Below are 18,181 nucleotides of genomic sequence, written 5' to 3'. Positions count from 1 at the left end.
CGCACCGCCACCTCCAATTTGATACCGCTGTGACGCAGAGCGTCACGGGCTGCACTCCCACGCAGAGCATGGGAGCGATCGCGTAATACCCTTCCTTGAGCTAGCGTAGGAAAGCGACCGTCGAGCCCTGGAATTAGTCCTTAGCACCCTATTCATGTTTAACTTGAACGTTCATTCAAGTTAAACCGGTGGTTCGCTGCCCGCTCACAACAGGAGGCTTGCCTTTGCTGAGTCCGATTTCTACAGCCACGATCGACCCCTTCGAGGTGCACCTGCAATGAGTGCATCGTCCATTCCCCCAAGCGGCCTGGTCCGCATGAATCCGCCGGTGTTCTACTTCGCGGCGACTTTCATTCTGTTGTTCGGCGTCGTGGTCATTGCCATGCCCGAACAGGCCGGCGCCTGGTTGCTGGCGGCGCAAAACTGGGCGGCCAACACGGTTGGCTGGTACTACATGCTGGCGATGACCTTGTATCTGGTCTTCGTGGTGGTCACCGCGTTATCGGGCTACGGCAAGATCAAACTCGGTGCCGACCACGACGAGCCCGAATTCAGTTATCTGTCCTGGGCCGGCATGTTGTTCGCCGCCGGGATCAGCATCACGCTGTTTTTCTTCTGCGTGTCCGAGCCCCTGACCCATATGCTGCAACCGCCCCAGGGCGAGGCCGGCACGGCGGATGCGGCGCGCCAAGGGATGCAGATCCTGTTCCTGCACTGGGGCCTGCATGGCTGGGGCGTGTTCGCCTTTGTCGGCATGGCGCTGGCCTACTTCGCCTACCGGCATAACCTGCCGCTGGCCTTGCGCTCGGCGTTGTACCCGCTGATCGGTAAACGCATCAACGGCCCCATTGGTTACGCGGTAGACGGCTTCGGCATCATCGCCACTGTGTTCGGTCTGGGGGCCGACATGGGTTTTGGCGTGTTGCACCTCAACTCGGGCCTGGATTACCTGTTCGGCATTGCCCACACCCAGTGGATTCAGGTCGGCCTGATCACGCTGATGATGGGGGCGGCGATCATCGTCGCGGTGTCCGGCGTCGACAAGGGCGTGCGGGTGATGTCCGACATCAACATGCTGCTGGCCTGCGCGCTGTTGCTGTTCGTGTTGTTCGCCGGGCCCACGCAGCACCTGCTCAATACCCTGATCCAGAACGTTGGCGACTACCTCGGCGCCTTGCCGATGAAGAGTTTCGACCTGTACGCCTACGACAAACCCAGTGACTGGCTGGGTGGCTGGACGGTGTTCTACTGGGCCTGGTGGATCGCGTGGTCGCCATTCGTGGGCCTGTTCATTGCGCGGATTTCCCGTGGCCGGACCATCCGCGAGTTCGTCTTCGGCGTGCTCCTGATTCCGTTGGGCTTCACCCTGGCGTGGATGTCGATCTTCGGCAACAGCGCCATCGACCAGGTGCTCAACCACGGCATGACGGCGCTGGGCATGTCGGCCATCGACAACCCGTCGATGACCCTCTACCTGCTGCTGGAAACCTACCCCTGGAGCAAGACCGTGATCGCGGTCACGGTGTTCATCAGCTTCGTGTTCTTCGTCACCTCCGCCGACTCCGGCACCGTGGTCTTGTCGACGCTGTCCGCCAAGGGTGGCAACCCCGACGAAGACGGGCCGAAATGGCTGCGGGTGTTCTGGGGCGCGATGACTGCACTGGTGACCAGCGCGCTGCTGTTTTCCGGCAGCATCGATGCCTTGAAGTCAGCCGTGGTCCTGACTTCGCTGCCGTTCTCGCTGATTTTGCTGTTGATGATGTGGGGGCTGCATAAAGCGTTTTATCTGGAGTCGCAGAAGCAGATTGCGCAGATGCATTCCCTGGCACCGGTGTCCGGCTCGCGGCGCGGTGGCTGGCGTCAGCGCTTGAGCCAGGCGGTGCATTTCCCGTCGCGGGATGAGGTGTATCGCTTCCTCGATTCGACGGTACGCCCGGCCATCGAAGAGGTGTCTGCGGTGTTTATCGAAAAGGGCTTGAACGTCGTGACTCATCCGGAACCGGTCAATGACAGTGTCAGCCTGGAAATCGGCCATGGGGACGAACACCCGTTCATCTACCAGGTACAGATGCGCGGCTACTTTACGCCGTCGTTTGCCCGCGGCGGCATGGGCTCCAAGGAGCTTAACAACCGTCGCTATTACCGGGCCGAAGTGCATTTGAGCGAGGGCAGTCAGAACTACGATCTGGTGGGCTATACCAAGGAACAGATTATCAACGACATCCTCGATCAGTACGAACGGCACATGCAGTTCTTGCACCTGGTGCGTTGAACGGGCCTAGGCCTCGGTGCTCAACACCATGAACAACACCAGCGCCGCCACCGGGATACCGAACACGGCGCTGCCAACCACCAGTTCCGTGCCCAACGGCTGGCCGGCATGCACCATGCCCACCGCACCATTGATCAGCGTCAGGGCCAGCCAGAGCACGATGAAACTGTAGGCGAGGACCTGGCGGGGGAAGCCGATCTTTTCGCCGATGTACAGCATCAGGGTAAGCAGGATCAGGCCGAAAGCGATGATGATGGTGGTGTGCATGGTGTGTTTTGCCTGCCGGATGTGTATTGACTGGTCGGCCCCCTTCGCGAGCAAGCCCGCTCCCACAGGTTATCTCCTTTGAACACTCATCTTGTGAGCAACCGGGATCGATGTGGGAGCGGGCTTGCTCGCGAAGGGGTCACCTCGGTACAGGTTTGAGCATAGTTAAACCAATCCGCCATTCACCCGCAAAATCTGCCCATTGACCCATGCCGATTCCGGCCCGACCAGAAAAGACACCACCCGGGCAATATCTTCTGGTTGCCCAAGACGCTCCAGCGGCGCCATATTCGCGAAGTTCTGGATCTGCTCTTCGCTCTTGCCGTGCAGGAACAAATCGGTCGCCACCGGCCCAGGCGCCACGGCATTGACCGTGATATCGCGCCCGCGCATTTCCTTGGCAAACACCTGGGTCAAGGATTCCACCGCCGCCTTGCTGGCAATGTACACCGCATAACCCGGCAGGTTCAGGCCGACGGTACTGCTGGAGAAGTTGATGATCCGCCCGCCGTTGTTCAGGCGCGTGGCGGCTTCGCGCAGGGTGTTGAAGGTACCGCGGGCATGGATGTTGAAATTCTGCTCGAACAATTCATCGCTGTGTTGCGCCAGCGGCATGACCTTGAGGATGCCGGCGTTGTTCACCAGCACGTCGACCTTGCCCAGTTGTGTCTCGGTCTCATCGAACATCCGGCGCACGTCGTCGGCACTGGCCACGTCCGCCTTGATCGCTATGGCTTGACGGCCAGCCTGACGTAACTCCACCACCAGTCTTGAGGCTTCGCTGGCACTGTTGGCGTAGTTGATGGCGACGGCGAAACCTTCGCTGGCCAGTTGCCTGGCAATGACCGCGCCGATGCCGCGGGAGGCGCCGGTCACGAGGGCAACCCGGGAAGTTTGAGTAGTCATGGCGATGTTCCTGTCGATGGGGTGTGGGGCCAATCTCACATGTTTACTCTGGCCGATAAATGCACGAGAGTTGCCTTGACTGTTCAATAATCGCCAACAATCGAGCGAAGGAGCCCAGGGTGGATCAAGTCAAAGCCATGAAGGTGTTCGTGCGCATCTACGAGCGCAGCAGCTTCACCCAGGCGGCGGATGACCTGAACCTGCCGCGCGCAACGCTGACCCATACGCTGAATCAGTTCGAAGCCTGGCTCGGTACCCGATTGCTCGAGCGCAGCACACGCAAGGTGCGTCCTACGCTGGATGGCGAGGCGTACTACCAGCGCTGTGTGCAATTGCTCGCAGAGTTGGAAGAAGCGGAACTGGCGTTTCGCAGCGTGGCGCCCAAAGGTCGGCTGCGCGTCGATTTGCACGGCACCTTGGGCAAACATTTCGTGATCCCGGCCTTACCGCAATTCATGGTGCGCTACCCGGACATCGAACTGTCCATCAGCGAGGCCGACCGCCACGTTGATCTGATCAGCGAAGGCGTCGATTGCGTGCTGCGCGCCGGTACCCTTGGCGATTCCACGCTGATTGGTAAACGCGTCGCCAACCTGCGCCAAATCACCTGCGCCAGCCCGGCCTACCTGCGTCAACACGGCGAACCGACAAACCTCGACGACCTGAAAAACCACCGTGCGGTGAACTACGTCTCGCGCACCACCGCCAAGTTGTTCCCGTTCCAGTTCATGGTCGAGGGTGAACTCAGGGAGGTCGCCATCGAGGGCGCCGTTTCGGTATTCGGCGCGCAAATCTATGCCGCCTCGGCGATTGCCGGACTGGGCCTGATCCAGTGCCCGCACTACCGCATGGAGGCGCAGATCGCCCAGGGCCTGGTCAAGGAAATCCTCACCGACACACCGCCGCCACCCATGCCGGTTTCAGTGCTGTATCCGCACAACCGACACATGTCGCCACGGGTTCGGGTGTTTGTGGATTGGTTGGGGGAGGTGTTTGCGGGGACGCAGTGACATTGGATCGTTTGTGAAACGTTTCAGCAATTGCTCGAGTCTGTGGTTTTTTGGCGAGTGTCTGGGCGTATGCTGGGCGACTGGCGAAGCAGTCGAGACCAGATTCAAGACAGACAAGAGAGGATTCGATGACCTACACCGCTGCCGAAAACCGCTATGACTCCATCCCTTACCGCCGCGTGGGTCGCAGCGGTCTGGTACTGCCGGCATTGTCCCTGGGCCTGTGGCACAACTTCGGCGACAGCACACCGATAGACATACAGCGTGCATTGTTGCGAACGGCGTTCGATTTGGGGATCAACCATTTCGACCTGGCCAACAACTACGGCCCGCCGTACGGCAGTGCCGAGATCAATTTCGGTCGTTTGCTGCGTGAAGACTTCAAGCAGTACCGCGACGAGTTGATCATTTCCAGCAAGGCCGGTTGGGACATGTGGCCTGGCCCGTACGGTCAGGGCGGCGGATCGCGCAAGTACGTGCTTGCCAGCCTCGACCAGAGCCTGCAGCGCTTGGGGCTGGACTATGTGGATATTTTCTATTCCCATCGTTTCGACCCGGACACCCCGCTCGAGGAAACTGCCAGCGCATTGGCAACGGCGGTGCAACAGGGCAAGGCCTTGTACATCGGCATCTCGTCTTACTCCGGGGTGAAAACCCGGGAAATGGCGGCGCTGCTCAAAGAGTGGAAAGTACCGCTGCTGATTCATCAACCGGCTTACAACCTGCTTAACCGCTGGGTGGAAAAAGACCTGTTGGACACCACCGACGAACTCGGCACCGGCGTCATTGCGTTCACGCCGCTTGCCCAGGGTCTGCTGACGGACAAGTACCTCAACGGCGTGCCGGCGGATGCGCGGGTCAATCGTCCGGGCGGCGGTTCATTGCAGGCCTCGCACTTGTCCGAAGCCAACATCGCCCACGTGCGTGCCCTCAACGAGATCGCCAGGCGTCGTGGTCAGAGCCTGGCGCAACTGGCACTGGCCTGGACCCTGCGTGACCCACGGGTGACTTCGGCACTGATTGGTGCGAGCCGGCCGGAGCAGATCATCGAGAACGTCGGGGCGTTGAAGAACTTGAGCTTCAGTGCTGAGGAGCTGGCGGAGATTGACCGGTTTGCCCAAGAGGGTGGGATCAATCTTTGGGAGAAACCTTCGACGGCTGAGTAAGCGTTCAGGCGTGATCGTTCCCACGCAGAGCATGGGAACGATCGGATCAGCGGAAGAACGGCACATCCCCCAACACCGTCGCCCGCTGCATCACTCGCCGCGCCGGGCGGTAGTCATCCACCGCGTAATGTTGGGTTACGCGGTTGTCCCAGAACGCGATGTCGTCTTGCTGCCAGCGCCAGCGAATGGTGAATTCCGGCCGGGTCGCATGGGCGAACAGGAACTTCAGGATCGCCTCGCTCTCGGTGTCCGACAGCTCGTTGATCTTCGAGGTGAAGCCCTCGTTGACGAACAGCGAGCGACGCCCGCTCAGCGGATGCGTGCGAATCACCGGGTGTGAAAGCGGTGGATTCTTGCGCCGGGCTTGCTCCCATTGGGCCAGCGCTTCAGGCGAGTTGCCATAGCGCTCCAGAGGAAACGAGCGGGTGAAGTCGTGGGTGGCCGTCAGCCCTTCGAGCAGGCTTTTCAGCGGTGCAGACAAGGCTTCGTACGCCGCAATTCCACTGGCCCACAGAGTATCGCCGCCAAACTCGGGCAGCAGCTTGGCACTGAGTACCGCGCCCATGGCCGGGGTCGGCAGGAAGGTCACGTCGGTGTGCCAGATCGCGTTGTCGCGCACGTCAGTGACGGCGGTGTCGAGGATCAGCACTTCCGGTTGTTCCGGTACGTTCGGGTAGATCGGGTGAATGTGCAGGTCGCCGAAGTTGGCGGCGAATCGCGCCTGCTGCTGCGGCGTGATCGGCTGGTCGCGGAAGAACAGCACCTGATGCTTGAGCAGCGCCTGCTCGATGGCGTCGCGTTGTTCCAGGTTCAGTGGCTGGCTGACGTCGACGCCGCTGATTTGCGCGCCGAGGGCCGAGCTGAGGGGGACGATGGTCAGGTTGCTCATGGTGGTTCTCTTCAATTCGGGCGGTCGAGCTGTTTGTGGGAGCGGGCTTGCTCGCGAATGCAGCCTGTCAGGCAATGAAAAGTGACTGTCACACCGCTTTCGCGAGCAAGCCCGCTCGCACATTTGAAAATCAGTGAGCCTGGCCGTGCCATGGCACCAGCTTGCGCTGCAGGGCGCGCAGGCCCATTTCCATGGCGAAAGCGATCAGCGCAATCACCAGAATCCCCAGCACCACCACATCGGTGACCAGGAACTGCGCAGCCGACTGCACCATGAAGCCCAAGCCGCTGGTGGCGGCGATCAGTTCGGCGGCCACCAGTGTCGACCAACCGACACCAAGGCCAATGCGCACGCCCGTCAAGATATCCGGCAAGGCGCTTGGCAGAATCACATGGCGGATCAACTGCGCGCGGGTCGCACCCAGTGACTGCGCGGCACGCAACTTGGCCGGGTCGACGGTTCGCACACCGGTCGCTGTAGCGATGGCGATCGGCGCGAAAATGGCCAGGTAGATCAACAGCACCTTCGACAACTCACCGATGCCGCACCAGATTACGATCAGCGGCAGGTAGGCCAGCGGTGGAATAGGGCGGTAGAACTCGATCAGCGGATCGAGCACGCCACGGGCAATACGGTTGGCGCCGATGGCAATGCCCACCGGCACGGCGGTCAGTACTGCGAAGCCGAGGCCCAGGCCGATGCGGCTCAGGCTCGCGCCCAAGTGCTGCCACAAAGTTGAATCCATGTAGCCGCTGGTGACCAGCAGCCACCCCTTTTGCAGCACGTCGGACGGTGGCGGCAGAAACAGCGGCTCGATCGTTCCAGTGGCGGTGACGGCCCACCAAATGACCACGAGCGCGACCAGCGTCAGCACGCTGATCCAGCGAGTGCTCAAACTGCGACGCAGCGGAGTGATCGCGGAGCCTGGCTTGACTGCCGCGGCGGGAATTTCGTAGCTGCTCATGCGCGCTCCTGCCGCTGGGCGGCGCTGCGTTGGGAGAACACTTTGGCGAGCACGTGTTCGCGGGTTTCGATAAAACGCGGATCGGACTTGATCGACCGTGCCGACTCACCTGCGGCGTAGCGCTGGCCGAAATCCAGCTGCAGACGTTCGACGATCTGCCCGGGATCGGGTGCCAGTAGAATCAGGTCCGTGGCAAGGAACACCGCTTCTTCAATGTCGTGGGTAATCAGGAACACCGGCTTGGCGGTGCGCCGCCAGACTTGCAGCAGCAGCTCCTGCATCTGTTCGCGGGTGAAGGCGTCGAGGGCGCCGAAGGGTTCGTCCATCAGCAATACGCGAGGGTCGGCAGCAAGCGCGCGGGCCAGGCCGACACGTTGCTTCTGGCCACCCGAAAGTTGCCAGATGCGGCGACTTTCAAAGCCGGATAGATCCACCAGCGCCAGCATTTCCCTGGCGCGCACCTCGCGTTTTTCCCGGGCGATGCCGGCCAGTTCCAGGCCGAAGCCGACGTTGGCCAGCACGTCCTGCCATGGCAACAGGGCGTCATCCTGAAACACCACGCCGCGTTCGGCGCTTGGGCCTTTGACCGGCACACCGTCAAGGGTGATGCGCCCGGCGCTGGGCTCGACGAAACCGGCAATCAGGTTCAACAATGAAGTCTTGCCACTGCCGGACGGGCCGAGGGCCACCAGCAACTGCCGGGGGCCGAGGGTCAGGGAAATATCCGCCAGCACAGGTGCAGGGCTGCCGGGGTACTGTGCGCTGATGCGCTCCAGCTGTAGCAAAGCCATCGTCATTAACCCCCGATCAATCCGTGATGAACTTGGCGCTGACGTACGGCGCGTAGTCCGGCAGCACAGCGTCGACCTTGCCTTGTTCCTTGAGGAACGTGGCGGTGTCGGTGATGGCCTTGGTGGTCGGCGCGCCCAGCGTAATCACTTGATCAGCCGCGAGCGGGTAGACGTTGCCTTGCAGCAGCAGCGGAATGTCACTGGCCTTGGCGCCAGACAGTTTCACCAGCTTGTCGACGTTGCCTTGATTGGCCAGCCAGGCCTGTGGGTCTTTGCGGTAATCGGCGTAGGCATCCAGAGTGACCTTGGCGAACGCGGTGACGATTTCCGGGTGCTTCTCGGCGAAGTCCTTGCGCACGATCCAGGCATCGAAGGTCGGCGCGCCGAACTTGGCCAGTTCGCCGGAGGTGATCAACACCTTGCCGTTTTCCTTGGCCACACCCAGGGCCGGGTCCCACACGTAGGTGGCGTCAATGTCACCGCGTTTCCACGCGGCAATGATCGCGGGCGGAGCGAGGTTGAGCACGGTGACTTTCGATGGGTCGATGTTCCAGTGCTTCAGCGCGGCCAGCAGGCTGTAGTGACCGGTGGACACGAACGGCACGGCGATTTTCTTGCCGATCAGGTCCTGCGGGGTCTTGATCCCGGAACCGTCGCGCGCCACCAGGGCTTCGGCGGCGCCGATCTGGGTAGCGATCAGGAAGGTTTCCACCGGTACTTTGCGGGTGATAGCGGCTGTCAGCGGGCTGGAACCGAGGTAGCCGATCTGCACGTCACCCGAGGCGATGGCAGCGATGATGTCGGCACCGTTATCGAATTTGCGCCAGTGGATGTCGGCCTTGGTGGCTTTTTCATACGCGCCGTCGGCCTGGGCGACTTTTGCCGGGTCTACGGTGGTCTGGTAAGCGACTGTCACGTCGGCCGCCTGGGCGAACAGACTCGCCGCAGCCAGGGAGGCGGCCGCCAGCAAGCGAAGAGGGAAATTCAGTTTCATCGAGAAGCTCCTTGTCAGGCGACCGAGAGTCGGCGTGAAAAGGAGACTAAATGATATAAGAAATCTAAAATAAATAACTTTTTAGAATGAGCTTATGAGCGGAAAATTCTAAGAGCATCTTTGTAGGAGCTGGCTTGCCGGCGAACCAGGCGGCGCGGTGTGACGGTTGCACCGCCTTCGCTGCCGCGACCCGACAAGCCAGCGCCTACTGGTTTTGCGTGATCTTTGTTTAATTACTGATCGCCAGGATGCTCGCCTGGTAGGACCCAACAAACACATCGAAATCACCGACCTCGTTCTGCTCCAGCTCCGCTTGCTGAGCCAGCGACGAGCGCGCCAGTTCCTCAAACCTGGCCTGTTCCTCGGCCGGCAACGGCTCGCTACGGAAAAACTCGGCGTGGGCACGGCTCTGGCGCAGGGAGAATTGGGCAAAGCTTTCCTTGTGCTCGGCCATTGCCGCCAGTACCTGGGCCGATGGCGTCAGGGCAGGGTTCTGGACCTTGGCCATCTGCGCGTCCAGCGCTTTGCTGTGGGCATCGCCGCCATGGCTCTGATCCAGCAGCGCGGCCAGCGGGGCAATGCTTTCCAGCAATTGGCCAGCCCACTCTTTCAGGTCGACCGATTGCCCGTCGCGTTGCAATTGCAGGCCCGGGCGACGACCTTCCTTGACCACGCTGAGGAAGTTGGAGGTCGCATTGCCGCAGCTGGTGTTGGTCAAGAGCGGGCTGTCGTTCAGCGCGCAGTACAGCAGGAATGCGTCGAGGAAGCGCGATTCGGTGAGGTCGATGCCCATCGGCAGGAACGGGTTGATGTCCAGGCAGCGCACTTCGACGTACTGGATGCCGCGGGCCATCAACGCCTGGATCGGCCGCTCGCCGGTGTAGGTCACGCGTTTCGGGCGAATGTTGGAGTAGTACTCGTTTTCGATCTGCAGGATGTTGGTGTTGAGCTGGACCCACTCGCCATCCTGGTGGGTGCCGACTTCGACATAGGGCGCGTAGGGTGTCGCCACCGCTTTACGCAGGCTGTCGGTGTAGCTGTTCAGGTCGTTGTAGCATGGCGTCAGGCCGGCCTGGGCGTTGCTCTGGTAACCCAGGTCACTCATGCGCAGGCTGGTGGCGTACGGCAAGTACAGGGTGTCCGGATCCAGCTGTTCCAACTGGTGGGAACGACCGCGCAGGAACCCGGCGTCCAGTGCCGGCGAGGCACCGAACAGATACATCAGCAGCCAGCTGTAGCGGCGGAAGTTACGGATCAGCGCGATATAGGACGACGACTGATAGTCGCGATCGGTGCCGACAAAACCTTCGGCCTGCTTGAGCAGCGGCCAGAGTTTCTCCGGCAGGGAAAAATTGTAGTGAATACCGGCGATGCACTGCATGGTCTTGCCGTAGCGCAGGGCCAGACCCTTGCGGTAGACGTACTTGAGCTGACCGATATTGGACGTGCCGTAGTAGGCGATCGGGATATCTTCCTCGGCCGGCAACGGACACGGCATCGAGGGGCTCCACAGGTATTCGTTGCCGAGCTTGCTGTAGGCAAAACGGTGAATGCTGTCCAGGCTCGCCAGCGTATCGGCCGGGTCGGGCAGGGCAGGAGTGATGAACTCCAGCAGCGACTCGGAATAGTCGGTGGTGATCTGTTCGTTGGTCAGCGCGGAACCCAATTCTTCCGGGTGCGGCGTTTGCGCCAGGCGACCTTCATCGGTCACGCGCAGGCATTCACGTTCGATGCCGTGAAGGCACTGTTCGAGCAGAGAGAGGTTAGCGCGCTCGCCGAGCAGAGCCAGGCGGCGGTTGAGAAGTTCGCTCAAGTTGGATTCCTTCACGCGTCAGTCGCCCCAATATGGGGGTGGGCAAGACGGTCTACAAGGGTGAAGTTAAAACTGGCGTTTTCGCCTGGTTTTCCTGCCGTACTGAATCGGTCAATCACTGATTGCAGTAACCCCCTGTGGGAGCGAGCCTGCTCGCGAAGAGGGTGGATCAGTCAGCATTGTCGCCGACTGACACACCGCCTTCGCGAGCAGGCTCGCTCCCACAGAGGGCTATTGCTGAAATTAACTCAAAATGATGACCGGTAGCTACAGGACAGCGAACGTGCCTTGTGCTTTAGCGACGAGTTTGTCGCCTTGCATCACATCGGCTTCGACCACCAGCGTGCGCCGACCCGGGTGGATCACCCGGGCCGTGCACATCACTTCACCGTCAGCGACGGCGCGAATGTAGTTGATCTTGCACTCGATGGTCGCGCTCTGCTGGTCAAAGCCGTGGGTGCTGGAACAGGCCAGTCCCATGGCAATGTCCACCAGGCTGAACAAGGCCCCGCCGTGCAGCTTGTTGGCACGATTGCGCAGTTGTGGCTCAAGGGCCAGGGCGACTTGCGCCACCCCGGTTTCCAGGCTGTGCAAACGGCAGCCCAGCAACTTGAAAAATGCGCTTTCGGTGTACCCGGCAGGGATGTCCATCAGCGTTTCTTCAGCTGTTTGGCGTTGGCGAACAGCGACGCCATGGCGTTGTTGCTCGGCGCTGCGGCCGTGGTTTCCTTACGCGGTGCGGTGTTCTGGGACTGGCGGGGCGCCGATCCCGGACGCGCACCACGAGCACCGTCGATTTTCTCGCCCGGGGTGTCGCTCATGCGCATCGACAAGCCTACGCGCTTACGCGGGATGTCGACTTCCATGACTTTCACCTTGACCACGTCGCCGGCCTTGACCGCTTCCCGTGGATCCTTGATGAACTTCTCCGAAAGTGCGGAGATGTGCACCAAACCGTCCTGATGCACGCCGATATCGACGAAAGCACCGAAGTTGGTCACGTTGGTTACCACGCCTTCGAGAATCATGCCCAGCTGCAGATCCTTGAGGTCTTCGACGCCTTCCTGGAACTCGGCGGTCTTGAACTCGGGACGCGGGTCGCGGCCAGGCTTTTCAAGCTCTTGCAGGATGTCGGTGACCGTTGGCAGGCCGAAGGTTTCGTCGGTGTATTTTTTCGGGTCCAGACGCTTGAGGAACGCGGCATCGCCGATCAGCGAGCGGATGTCACGGTCGGTTTCGGCAGCGATGCGCTGAACCAGCGGATAGGCTTCCGGGTGAACCGCCGACGAGTCCAACGGGTTTTCGCCGTTCATGACGCGCAGGAAACCAGCGGCCTGTTCGAAGGTTTTCTCGCCCAGACGCGCGACTTTCTTTAGCGCAGCGCGGGTCTTGAATGCGCCGTGCTCATCGCGGTGGCTGACGATGTTCTGTGCCAGGGTCGCGTTGAGGCCGGAGATCCTCGCCAGCAGCGCCACGGAGGCGGTGTTGACGTCGACGCCCACGGCGTTCACGCAGTCTTCGACCACGGCATCCAGGCCTCGCGCCAGTTTCAGCTGCGACACGTCGTGCTGGTACTGGCCCACACCGATGGATTTCGGATCGATCTTCACCAGCTCGGCCAGCGGGTCTTGCAGGCGACGGGCAATCGACACCGCGCCACGGATCGACACATCCAGATCCGGGAATTCCTTGGAGGCCAGTTCCGACGCCGAGTACACCGAAGCGCCGGCTTCGGAGACCATGACTTTGGTCATCTTCATGGCTGGGTATTTTTTGATCAGTTCGGCGGCCAGCTTGTCGGTTTCCCGGCTGGCGGTGCCGTTGCCGATGGCGATCAGGTCCACGGAGTGCTTGGCGCACAGGGCGGCAAGAATCGCGATGGTCTGATCCCACTTGTTGTGCGGCACGTGCGGGTAAACCGTGGCGTGATCGAGCAGCTTGCCGGTGGAGTCGACCACCGCCACCTTGCAGCCGGTACGCAGGCCCGGGTCCAGGCCCAGGGTCGCGCGTGGGCCGGCTGGCGCCGACAGCAGCAAGTCGTGCAGGTTGTGGGCGAATACGTTGATCGCCTCGGTTTCCGCGCCATCGCGCAGTTCGCCCAGCAGGTCGGTTTCCAGGTGGGTGTAGAGCTTGACCTTCCAGGTCCAGCGCACCACTTCGCCCAGCCATTTATCGGCGGCGCGGTTCTGGTTCTGGATGCCGAACTGCTGGCCGATCATGCCTTCGCACGGGTGCATGGTGCCCGGCAGTTCGTCGCCGACTTTCAGCGCGGAACTGAGGATGCCTTCGTTGCGGCCACGGAAAATCGCCAGGGCGCGGTGCGACGGCATGCTCTTGAGTGGTTCGTCGTGTTCGAAGTAGTCGCGGAACTTGGCGCCTTCCTCTTCCTTGCCGGCGATCACGCGGGCACTGAGGGTGGCTTCCTGCTTCAGGTAGCTGCGCAGCTTGTCCAGCAGGCCTGCGTCTTCGGCGAAGCGTTCCATGAGGATGTACTTGGCGCCTTCGAGGGCGGCCTTCACATCGGCCACGCCTTTTTCGGCGTCGATGAAGCGCGCGGCTTCGGTTTCCGGGCTCAGGGTCGGGTCGTTGAACAGGCCATCGGCCAACTCGCCGAGCCCGGCTTCCAGGGCGATCTGGCCCTTGGTGCGGCGCTTCTGCTTGTAAGGGAGGTACAGGTCTTCGAGGCGGGTCTTGGTGTCGGCGAGCTTGATGTCGCGCTCGAGTTGCGGGGTCAGCTTGCCTTGCTCCTGGATGCTGGCAAGGATGCTGATGCGCCGTTCGTCGAGTTCTCGCAGGTAGCGCAGACGCTCTTCCAGATGACGCAGCTGGGTGTCATCGAGGCTGCCGGTCACTTCTTTCCGGTAACGGGCGATGAAGGGCACTGTGGAGCCTTCATCGAGTAGCGCGACGGCCGCTTCGACCTGTTGTGGGCGTACGCCGAGTTCCTCGGCGATGCGGCTGTTGATGCTGTCCATATAACCACCTGACAAATTGTGAAAGCAGGCTCGCAGGCGCACAGATAAAGGCCCGGCGAGTCTGGTTGAGCGGCCTGGCCTGCGCCGCTACCTGGATCAAAGGTATCCCGTTGACCCGTGAAATCGAACAATTACTGCCGGCGCCATGAAAATAAAAAGCAGCTACCCGGCGTAACGATCAGACGTTGCCTGACACAAAAGGCCGCGCATTATAACCAGCGTTCTGCCATTCGGGGGCATCGCGGGGCAACGGCCCAAGGGCCGGTTTCCTGGCGATAAAGGAAAAATCTGCTAACAATGCACACGGTGCGTATAACGGCAGCTACGCCATAATGCGCGCCGAGATCAAAGGAGCATCCAATGAGCAGCACTGCAAACATTGCTGAAGGCGAGAAAATTCTGATTGTTGACGACGATCCGGGCCTCAGCAGCCTGCTGGAACGTTTTTTCGTCAGCAAGGGCTACCGTGCCCGCGCCGTACCGAACACCGAACAAATGGATCGCCTGCTGGCGCGTGAAGTGTTCAACCTGGTTGTACTCGACCTGATGCTGCCCGGCGAAGACGGTCTGACCGCCTGCCGCCGCCTGCGCGGCGCGAACAATCAAATCCCGATCATCATGCTGACCGCCAAGGGCGATGAGCTGAGCCGGATCAAGGGCCTGGAACTGGGCGCCGACGATTACCTGGCCAAGCCGTTCAACCCGGACGAGCTGATGGCACGGGTCAAGGCGGTCCTGCGCCGTCAGTCGGCTCCGGTGCCGGGCGCGCCGGGCAGCGAAGACGAAAGCGTGACCTTCGGTGACTACGAGCTGTCCCTGGCCACCCGCGAACTCAAGCGTGGCGAAGAAGTGCACATGCTCACCACCGGCGAGTTCGCGGTGCTCAAGGCGTTGGTGATGAATGCCCGCCAGCCGTTGACCCGCGACAAGCTGATGAACCTGGCCCGTGGTCGTGAGTGGGATGCCCTGGAGCGCTCCATCGACGTGCAGATTTCCCGCCTGCGCCGGATGATCGAACCCGATCCATCCAAGCCGCGCTACATCCAGACCGTCTGGGGTGTGGGCTACGTGTTCGTTCCGGATGGCGCCGCCACCAAGTGATCGACGATTTGTAGGCGCGGGTTTGTGCGGGCAACGGGCAAGATGTCCTTGCCCGCAGACTCACGACCGGCAATGTGCGAGCATCGCTCGCTCCTGCACGTGTTTAACGGTTACCCATGAAAACCCCGGTTTGGTTCCCCCAGAGTTTCTTCTCCCGCACCCTTTGGCTGGTGCTGATCGTTGTCCTGTTTTCCAAGGCGCTGACCCTGGTTTATCTGTTGATGAACGAAGACGTGCTGGTGGACCGGCAGTACAGCCATGGCGTCGCCCTGACGCTGCGCGCCTACTGGGCGGCCGATGAAGAAAATCGCGAAAAAATCGCCGATGCCGTGCCCCTTATTCGCGTGGTAGGCGCCGGTGTGCCGGAAGGCGAACAACACTGGCCCTACAGCGAGATTTATCAGCGACAGATGCAGGCCGAACTGGGTGCCGACACTGAGGTGCGCTTACGAATGCATGCGCCTCCGGCCTTGTGGGTTCGAGCTCCCAGCCTGGGGGACGCCTGGCTGAAAGTCCCGCTCTATCCGCATCCGCTTCGCGGCCAGAAAATATGGAACGTGCTCGGCTGGTTTCTTGCCATCGGCTTGCTGTCCACTGCCGCAGCATGGATCTTCGTCAGCCAGCTCAACCAGCCTCTGAAGCGATTGGTGTATGCCGCTCGGCAACTCGGCCAGGGCCGCAGCGTGCGTCTGCCAATCAGTGATACACCGAGTGAAATGACCGAGGTCTATCGCGCCTTCAACCAGATGGCCGAAGACGTCGAGCAGGCCGGGCGTGAGCGGGAATTGATGTTGGCCGGGGTGTCCCATGACCTGCGCACACCGTTGACCCGGTTGCGCCTGTCTCTTGAGCTGATGGGCGATCGCACTGACCTGACAGACGACATGGTTCGCGATATCGAAGACATGGATGCGATTCTCGATCAGTTCCTGGCGTTCATTCGCGATGGTCGTGACGAGTCGGTGGAGGAAGTGGACCTGAGTGATCTCGTCCGGGAAGTCGCTGCGCCCTACAACCAGACCGAAGAAAAAGTGCGCTTGCGCCTTGAGCCGATTCAACCATTCCCGTTGCGTCGGGTGTCGATGAAGCGGCTGTTGAATAACCTGATTGGCAACGCCTTGCATCATGCGGGCAGTGGGGTCGAGGTGGCGGCATATGTGTCCGGCGATACCAGTGCGCCTTATGTCGTCCTGAGTGTCATGGACCGTGGCGCGGGGATAGATCCTTCGGAGCTGGAAGCGATTTTCAACCCGTTCACCCGGGGCGACCGCGCCCGGGGCGGCAAGGGCACCGGTTTGGGTTTGGCAATCGTGAAGCGAATTGCCTCGATGCATGGCGGCAACGTTGAGTTGCGCAACCGGTCTGGCGGTGGGCTGGAAGCGCGGGTGCGCTTGCCGTTGGGGCTGATGTTGCCGCGGGATGCTGTTTAACCCGAGCATTCCCGCGCTCTGCGTGGGAATGCAGCCCGGGACGCTCCGCGTCCCTTTCAGAGTCGAATGCGGAGCGTCCGTTGCGGCGTTCCCACGCGCAGCGTGGGAGCGATCGGTGCGTTAACCCTTGCCTTTGGTCCGGGTCATGTTCGGCCCGCCATTCTTCTCAAGATGCTCGATGATGATCCCTGCCACGTTCTTGCCGGTGGTGGTCTCGATCCCTTCCAGGCCTGGCGACGAGTTCACCTCCATCACCAGTGGCCCGTGATTGGAACGCAGGATATCCACCCCTGCCACGGCCAGGCCCATGACCTTCGCGGCGCGCAAGGCCGTCATGCGTTCTTCAGGGGTGATCTTGATCAGGCTGGCGCTGCCACCGCGATGCAGGTTGGAGCGAAACTCCCCGGGTTTGGCCTGGCGCTTCATGGCAGCAATGACCTTGTCGCCCACCACGAAGCAGCGAATGTCGGCGCCACCAGCCTCCTTGATGTACTCCTGAACCATGATGTTCTGCTTGAGGCCCATGAATGCCTCGATCACCGACTCCGCCGCCGTGGCGGTTTCGCACAGCACCACGCCGATGCCCTGGGTGCCTTCCAGCACCTTGATCACCAGGGGGGCGCCGTTGACCATTTCGATCAGGTCGGGAATATCGTCCGGCGAGTGGGCAAAACCGGTGACTGGCAAACCGATGCCCCGGCGTGACAGCAACTGCAGCGAGCGCAGCTTGTCCCGCGAGCGAGCAATGGCCACCGATTCGTTGAGCGGAAAAACCCCCATCATTTCGAACTGGCGCAACACCGCGCAGCCATAAAAGGTAACCGATGCACCGATCCGCGGGATCACCGCATCGAAGCCTTCCAGCGGCTTGCCGCGGTAGTGGATCTGCGGCTTGTGACTGGCAATGTTCATGTAGGCGCGCAGGGTATCGACCACCACCATTTCATGGCCGCGTTCGGTACCGGCTTCGACCAGGCGGCGGGTGGAATACAGACGCGGGTTCCGCGACAGCACAGCGATCTTCATGCAACACCTGTGGAGGAGGTAGATACCGGGAACACCGGCTTGTCTTGTACATATTTGATTCCCGGATTGACGACCAACTGGCCATCAATCAGGGCTTTGGAGCCAAGCAACAGGCGATAACGCATGGACTTGCGGCAGGCGAGCGTGAACTCGACCCGCCAGACCCGGTCGCCGAGGGCCAGGGTGGTGCTGATTACGTATCGCACCTGCGCATGACCGTTGGAGCTTTTAATGGTTTTTCTTGTTACCAGCGGTGCTTCGCAGCGGCGGTGACGCAACTGCACCACCGTGCCCAGGTGCGCGGTAAAACGAACCCACTGCTCGCCGTCGCGCTCGAACGTCTCGATGTCGGTGGCATGCAGGCTGGAGGTGCTGGCGCCGGTGTCGATTTTTGCCCGAAGGCCCGCGACTCCCAAATCCGGGAGCGCCACCCACTCGCGCAGACCGACAACGGTCAAATGGTCAAATGTCTTCAAATTTGCTCAACCGGTAGAAACCGCTCAGGCCGCAAGCGGCCGAATTCGCGGTATTCACGCAGAATAATGGTTAAAAGGCGACAGATATCTACGGCCCGGAT

General features: G+C 61.1%; 16 protein-coding genes. 5 read left to right on the top strand and 11 right to left on the bottom strand.

Annotation, left to right across the window (positions count from 1 at the left end):
• Nucleotides 1-316: 316 nt before the first annotated feature.
• The gene (gene betT / locus BKX96_RS29425; RefSeq protein WP_162837824.1) at nucleotides 317-2,272 is read left to right on the top strand and encodes a choline transporter BetT; all 1,956 of its coding nucleotides are present in this window, start codon (nucleotides 317-319) and stop codon (nucleotides 2,270-2,272) included.
• Nucleotides 2,273-2,278: 6 nt separating this feature from the next.
• Here betT and BKX96_RS29420 read toward each other — a convergent pair whose 3' ends face one another.
• Nucleotides 2,279-2,539: a hypothetical protein gene (locus tag BKX96_RS29420; RefSeq protein WP_046815437.1), complete on the bottom strand. Its 261-nt coding sequence runs from the start codon at nucleotides 2,537-2,539 to the stop codon at nucleotides 2,279-2,281.
• 165 nt (nucleotides 2,540-2,704) lie between these two features.
• Nucleotides 2,705-3,445, bottom strand: coding sequence for an SDR family oxidoreductase (locus BKX96_RS29415; protein WP_077186168.1), 741 nt, complete (start codon nucleotides 3,443-3,445; stop codon nucleotides 2,705-2,707).
• Nucleotides 3,446-3,564: 119 nt separating this feature from the next.
• On the opposite strand from BKX96_RS29415, the gene BKX96_RS29410 reads away from it, so the two are divergent.
• Together BKX96_RS29410 and mgrA are read left to right on the top strand one after the other, a co-directional pair.
• Complete coding sequence (locus tag BKX96_RS29410; protein WP_077186167.1) at nucleotides 3,565-4,455, top strand: LysR family transcriptional regulator; 891 nt, start codon at nucleotides 3,565-3,567, stop codon at nucleotides 4,453-4,455.
• Nucleotides 4,456-4,583: 128 nt separating this feature from the next.
• A complete protein-coding gene (gene mgrA, locus BKX96_RS29405) occupies nucleotides 4,584-5,621 on the top strand; it encodes an L-glyceraldehyde 3-phosphate reductase (protein WP_046815344.1) in 1,038 nt (345 codons plus the stop codon).
• A gap of 46 nt (nucleotides 5,622-5,667) precedes the next feature.
• Here mgrA and tauD read toward each other — a convergent pair whose 3' ends face one another.
• The 7 genes from tauD to BKX96_RS29370 all read right to left on the bottom strand — a co-directional run bounded on the left by tauD (nucleotide 5,668) and on the right by BKX96_RS29370 (nucleotide 14,047).
• Complete coding sequence (tauD, locus tag BKX96_RS29400) at nucleotides 5,668-6,510, bottom strand: taurine dioxygenase (protein WP_077186166.1); 843 nt, start codon at nucleotides 6,508-6,510, stop codon at nucleotides 5,668-5,670.
• 130 nt (nucleotides 6,511-6,640) lie between these two features.
• The gene (gene tauC, locus BKX96_RS29395) at nucleotides 6,641-7,474 is read right to left on the bottom strand and encodes a taurine ABC transporter permease TauC (protein ID WP_046815342.1); all 834 of its coding nucleotides are present in this window, start codon (nucleotides 7,472-7,474) and stop codon (nucleotides 6,641-6,643) included.
• Nucleotides 7,471-8,265, bottom strand: a complete 795-nt coding sequence (gene tauB, locus BKX96_RS29390; RefSeq protein ID WP_077186219.1) for a taurine ABC transporter ATP-binding subunit — start codon at nucleotides 8,263-8,265, stop codon at nucleotides 7,471-7,473. Before tauB ends, tauC begins: the two co-directional genes overlap by 4 nt.
• A 16-nt stretch (nucleotides 8,266-8,281) precedes the next feature.
• Nucleotides 8,282-9,259 carry a taurine ABC transporter substrate-binding protein gene (tauA, locus tag BKX96_RS29385; protein ID WP_077186165.1) on the bottom strand — a complete coding sequence of 326 codons (978 nt, stop codon included), beginning with the start codon at nucleotides 9,257-9,259 and terminating at the stop codon, nucleotides 8,282-8,284.
• 229 nt (nucleotides 9,260-9,488) lie between these two features.
• Nucleotides 9,489-11,072: a glutamate--cysteine ligase gene (gene gshA / locus BKX96_RS29380; RefSeq protein ID WP_046815339.1), complete on the bottom strand. Its 1,584-nt coding sequence runs from the start codon at nucleotides 11,070-11,072 to the stop codon at nucleotides 9,489-9,491.
• A 267-nt stretch (nucleotides 11,073-11,339) separates the two neighbouring features.
• A complete protein-coding gene (locus tag BKX96_RS29375; protein ID WP_020795796.1) occupies nucleotides 11,340-11,723 on the bottom strand; it encodes a PaaI family thioesterase in 384 nt (127 codons plus the stop codon).
• Nucleotides 11,723-14,047 carry a Tex family protein gene (locus tag BKX96_RS29370; RefSeq protein ID WP_046815338.1) on the bottom strand — a complete coding sequence of 775 codons (2,325 nt, stop codon included), beginning with the start codon at nucleotides 14,045-14,047 and terminating at the stop codon, nucleotides 11,723-11,725. The genes BKX96_RS29375 and BKX96_RS29370 overlap by 1 nt, the downstream gene beginning before the upstream one ends.
• 360 nt (nucleotides 14,048-14,407) lie before the next feature.
• On the opposite strand from BKX96_RS29370, the gene ompR reads away from it, so the two are divergent.
• Entirely contained in the window at nucleotides 14,408-15,148 is a 741-nt protein-coding gene (gene ompR, locus BKX96_RS29365; protein WP_020795794.1) for an osmolarity response regulator transcription factor OmpR, read from the top strand.
• A gap of 116 nt (nucleotides 15,149-15,264) precedes the next feature.
• A complete protein-coding gene (locus BKX96_RS29360) occupies nucleotides 15,265-16,578 on the top strand; it encodes an ATP-binding protein (RefSeq protein ID WP_046815337.1) in 1,314 nt (437 codons plus the stop codon).
• 120 nt (nucleotides 16,579-16,698) lie between these two features.
• On the opposite strand, the gene rimK is transcribed toward BKX96_RS29360, so the two are convergent.
• Both rimK and rimB read right to left on the bottom strand, forming a co-directional pair.
• Nucleotides 16,699-17,604 carry a 30S ribosomal protein S6--L-glutamate ligase gene (gene rimK / locus BKX96_RS29355; RefSeq protein ID WP_007972871.1) on the bottom strand — a complete coding sequence of 302 codons (906 nt, stop codon included), beginning with the start codon at nucleotides 17,602-17,604 and terminating at the stop codon, nucleotides 16,699-16,701.
• Nucleotides 17,601-18,080 carry a retropepsin-like aspartic endopeptidase RimB gene (rimB, locus tag BKX96_RS29350; protein WP_046815336.1) on the bottom strand — a complete coding sequence of 160 codons (480 nt, stop codon included), beginning with the start codon at nucleotides 18,078-18,080 and terminating at the stop codon, nucleotides 17,601-17,603. The genes rimK and rimB overlap by 4 nt, the downstream gene beginning before the upstream one ends.
• Nucleotides 18,081-18,181 lie beyond the last annotated feature (101 nt).

This window comes from Pseudomonas putida, assembly GCF_001976065.1.
Taxonomy (GTDB): Bacteria; Pseudomonadota; Gammaproteobacteria; order Pseudomonadales; family Pseudomonadaceae; genus Aquipseudomonas; species Aquipseudomonas serbica.
This window is presented reverse-complemented; position numbering and strand designations above follow the sequence as displayed.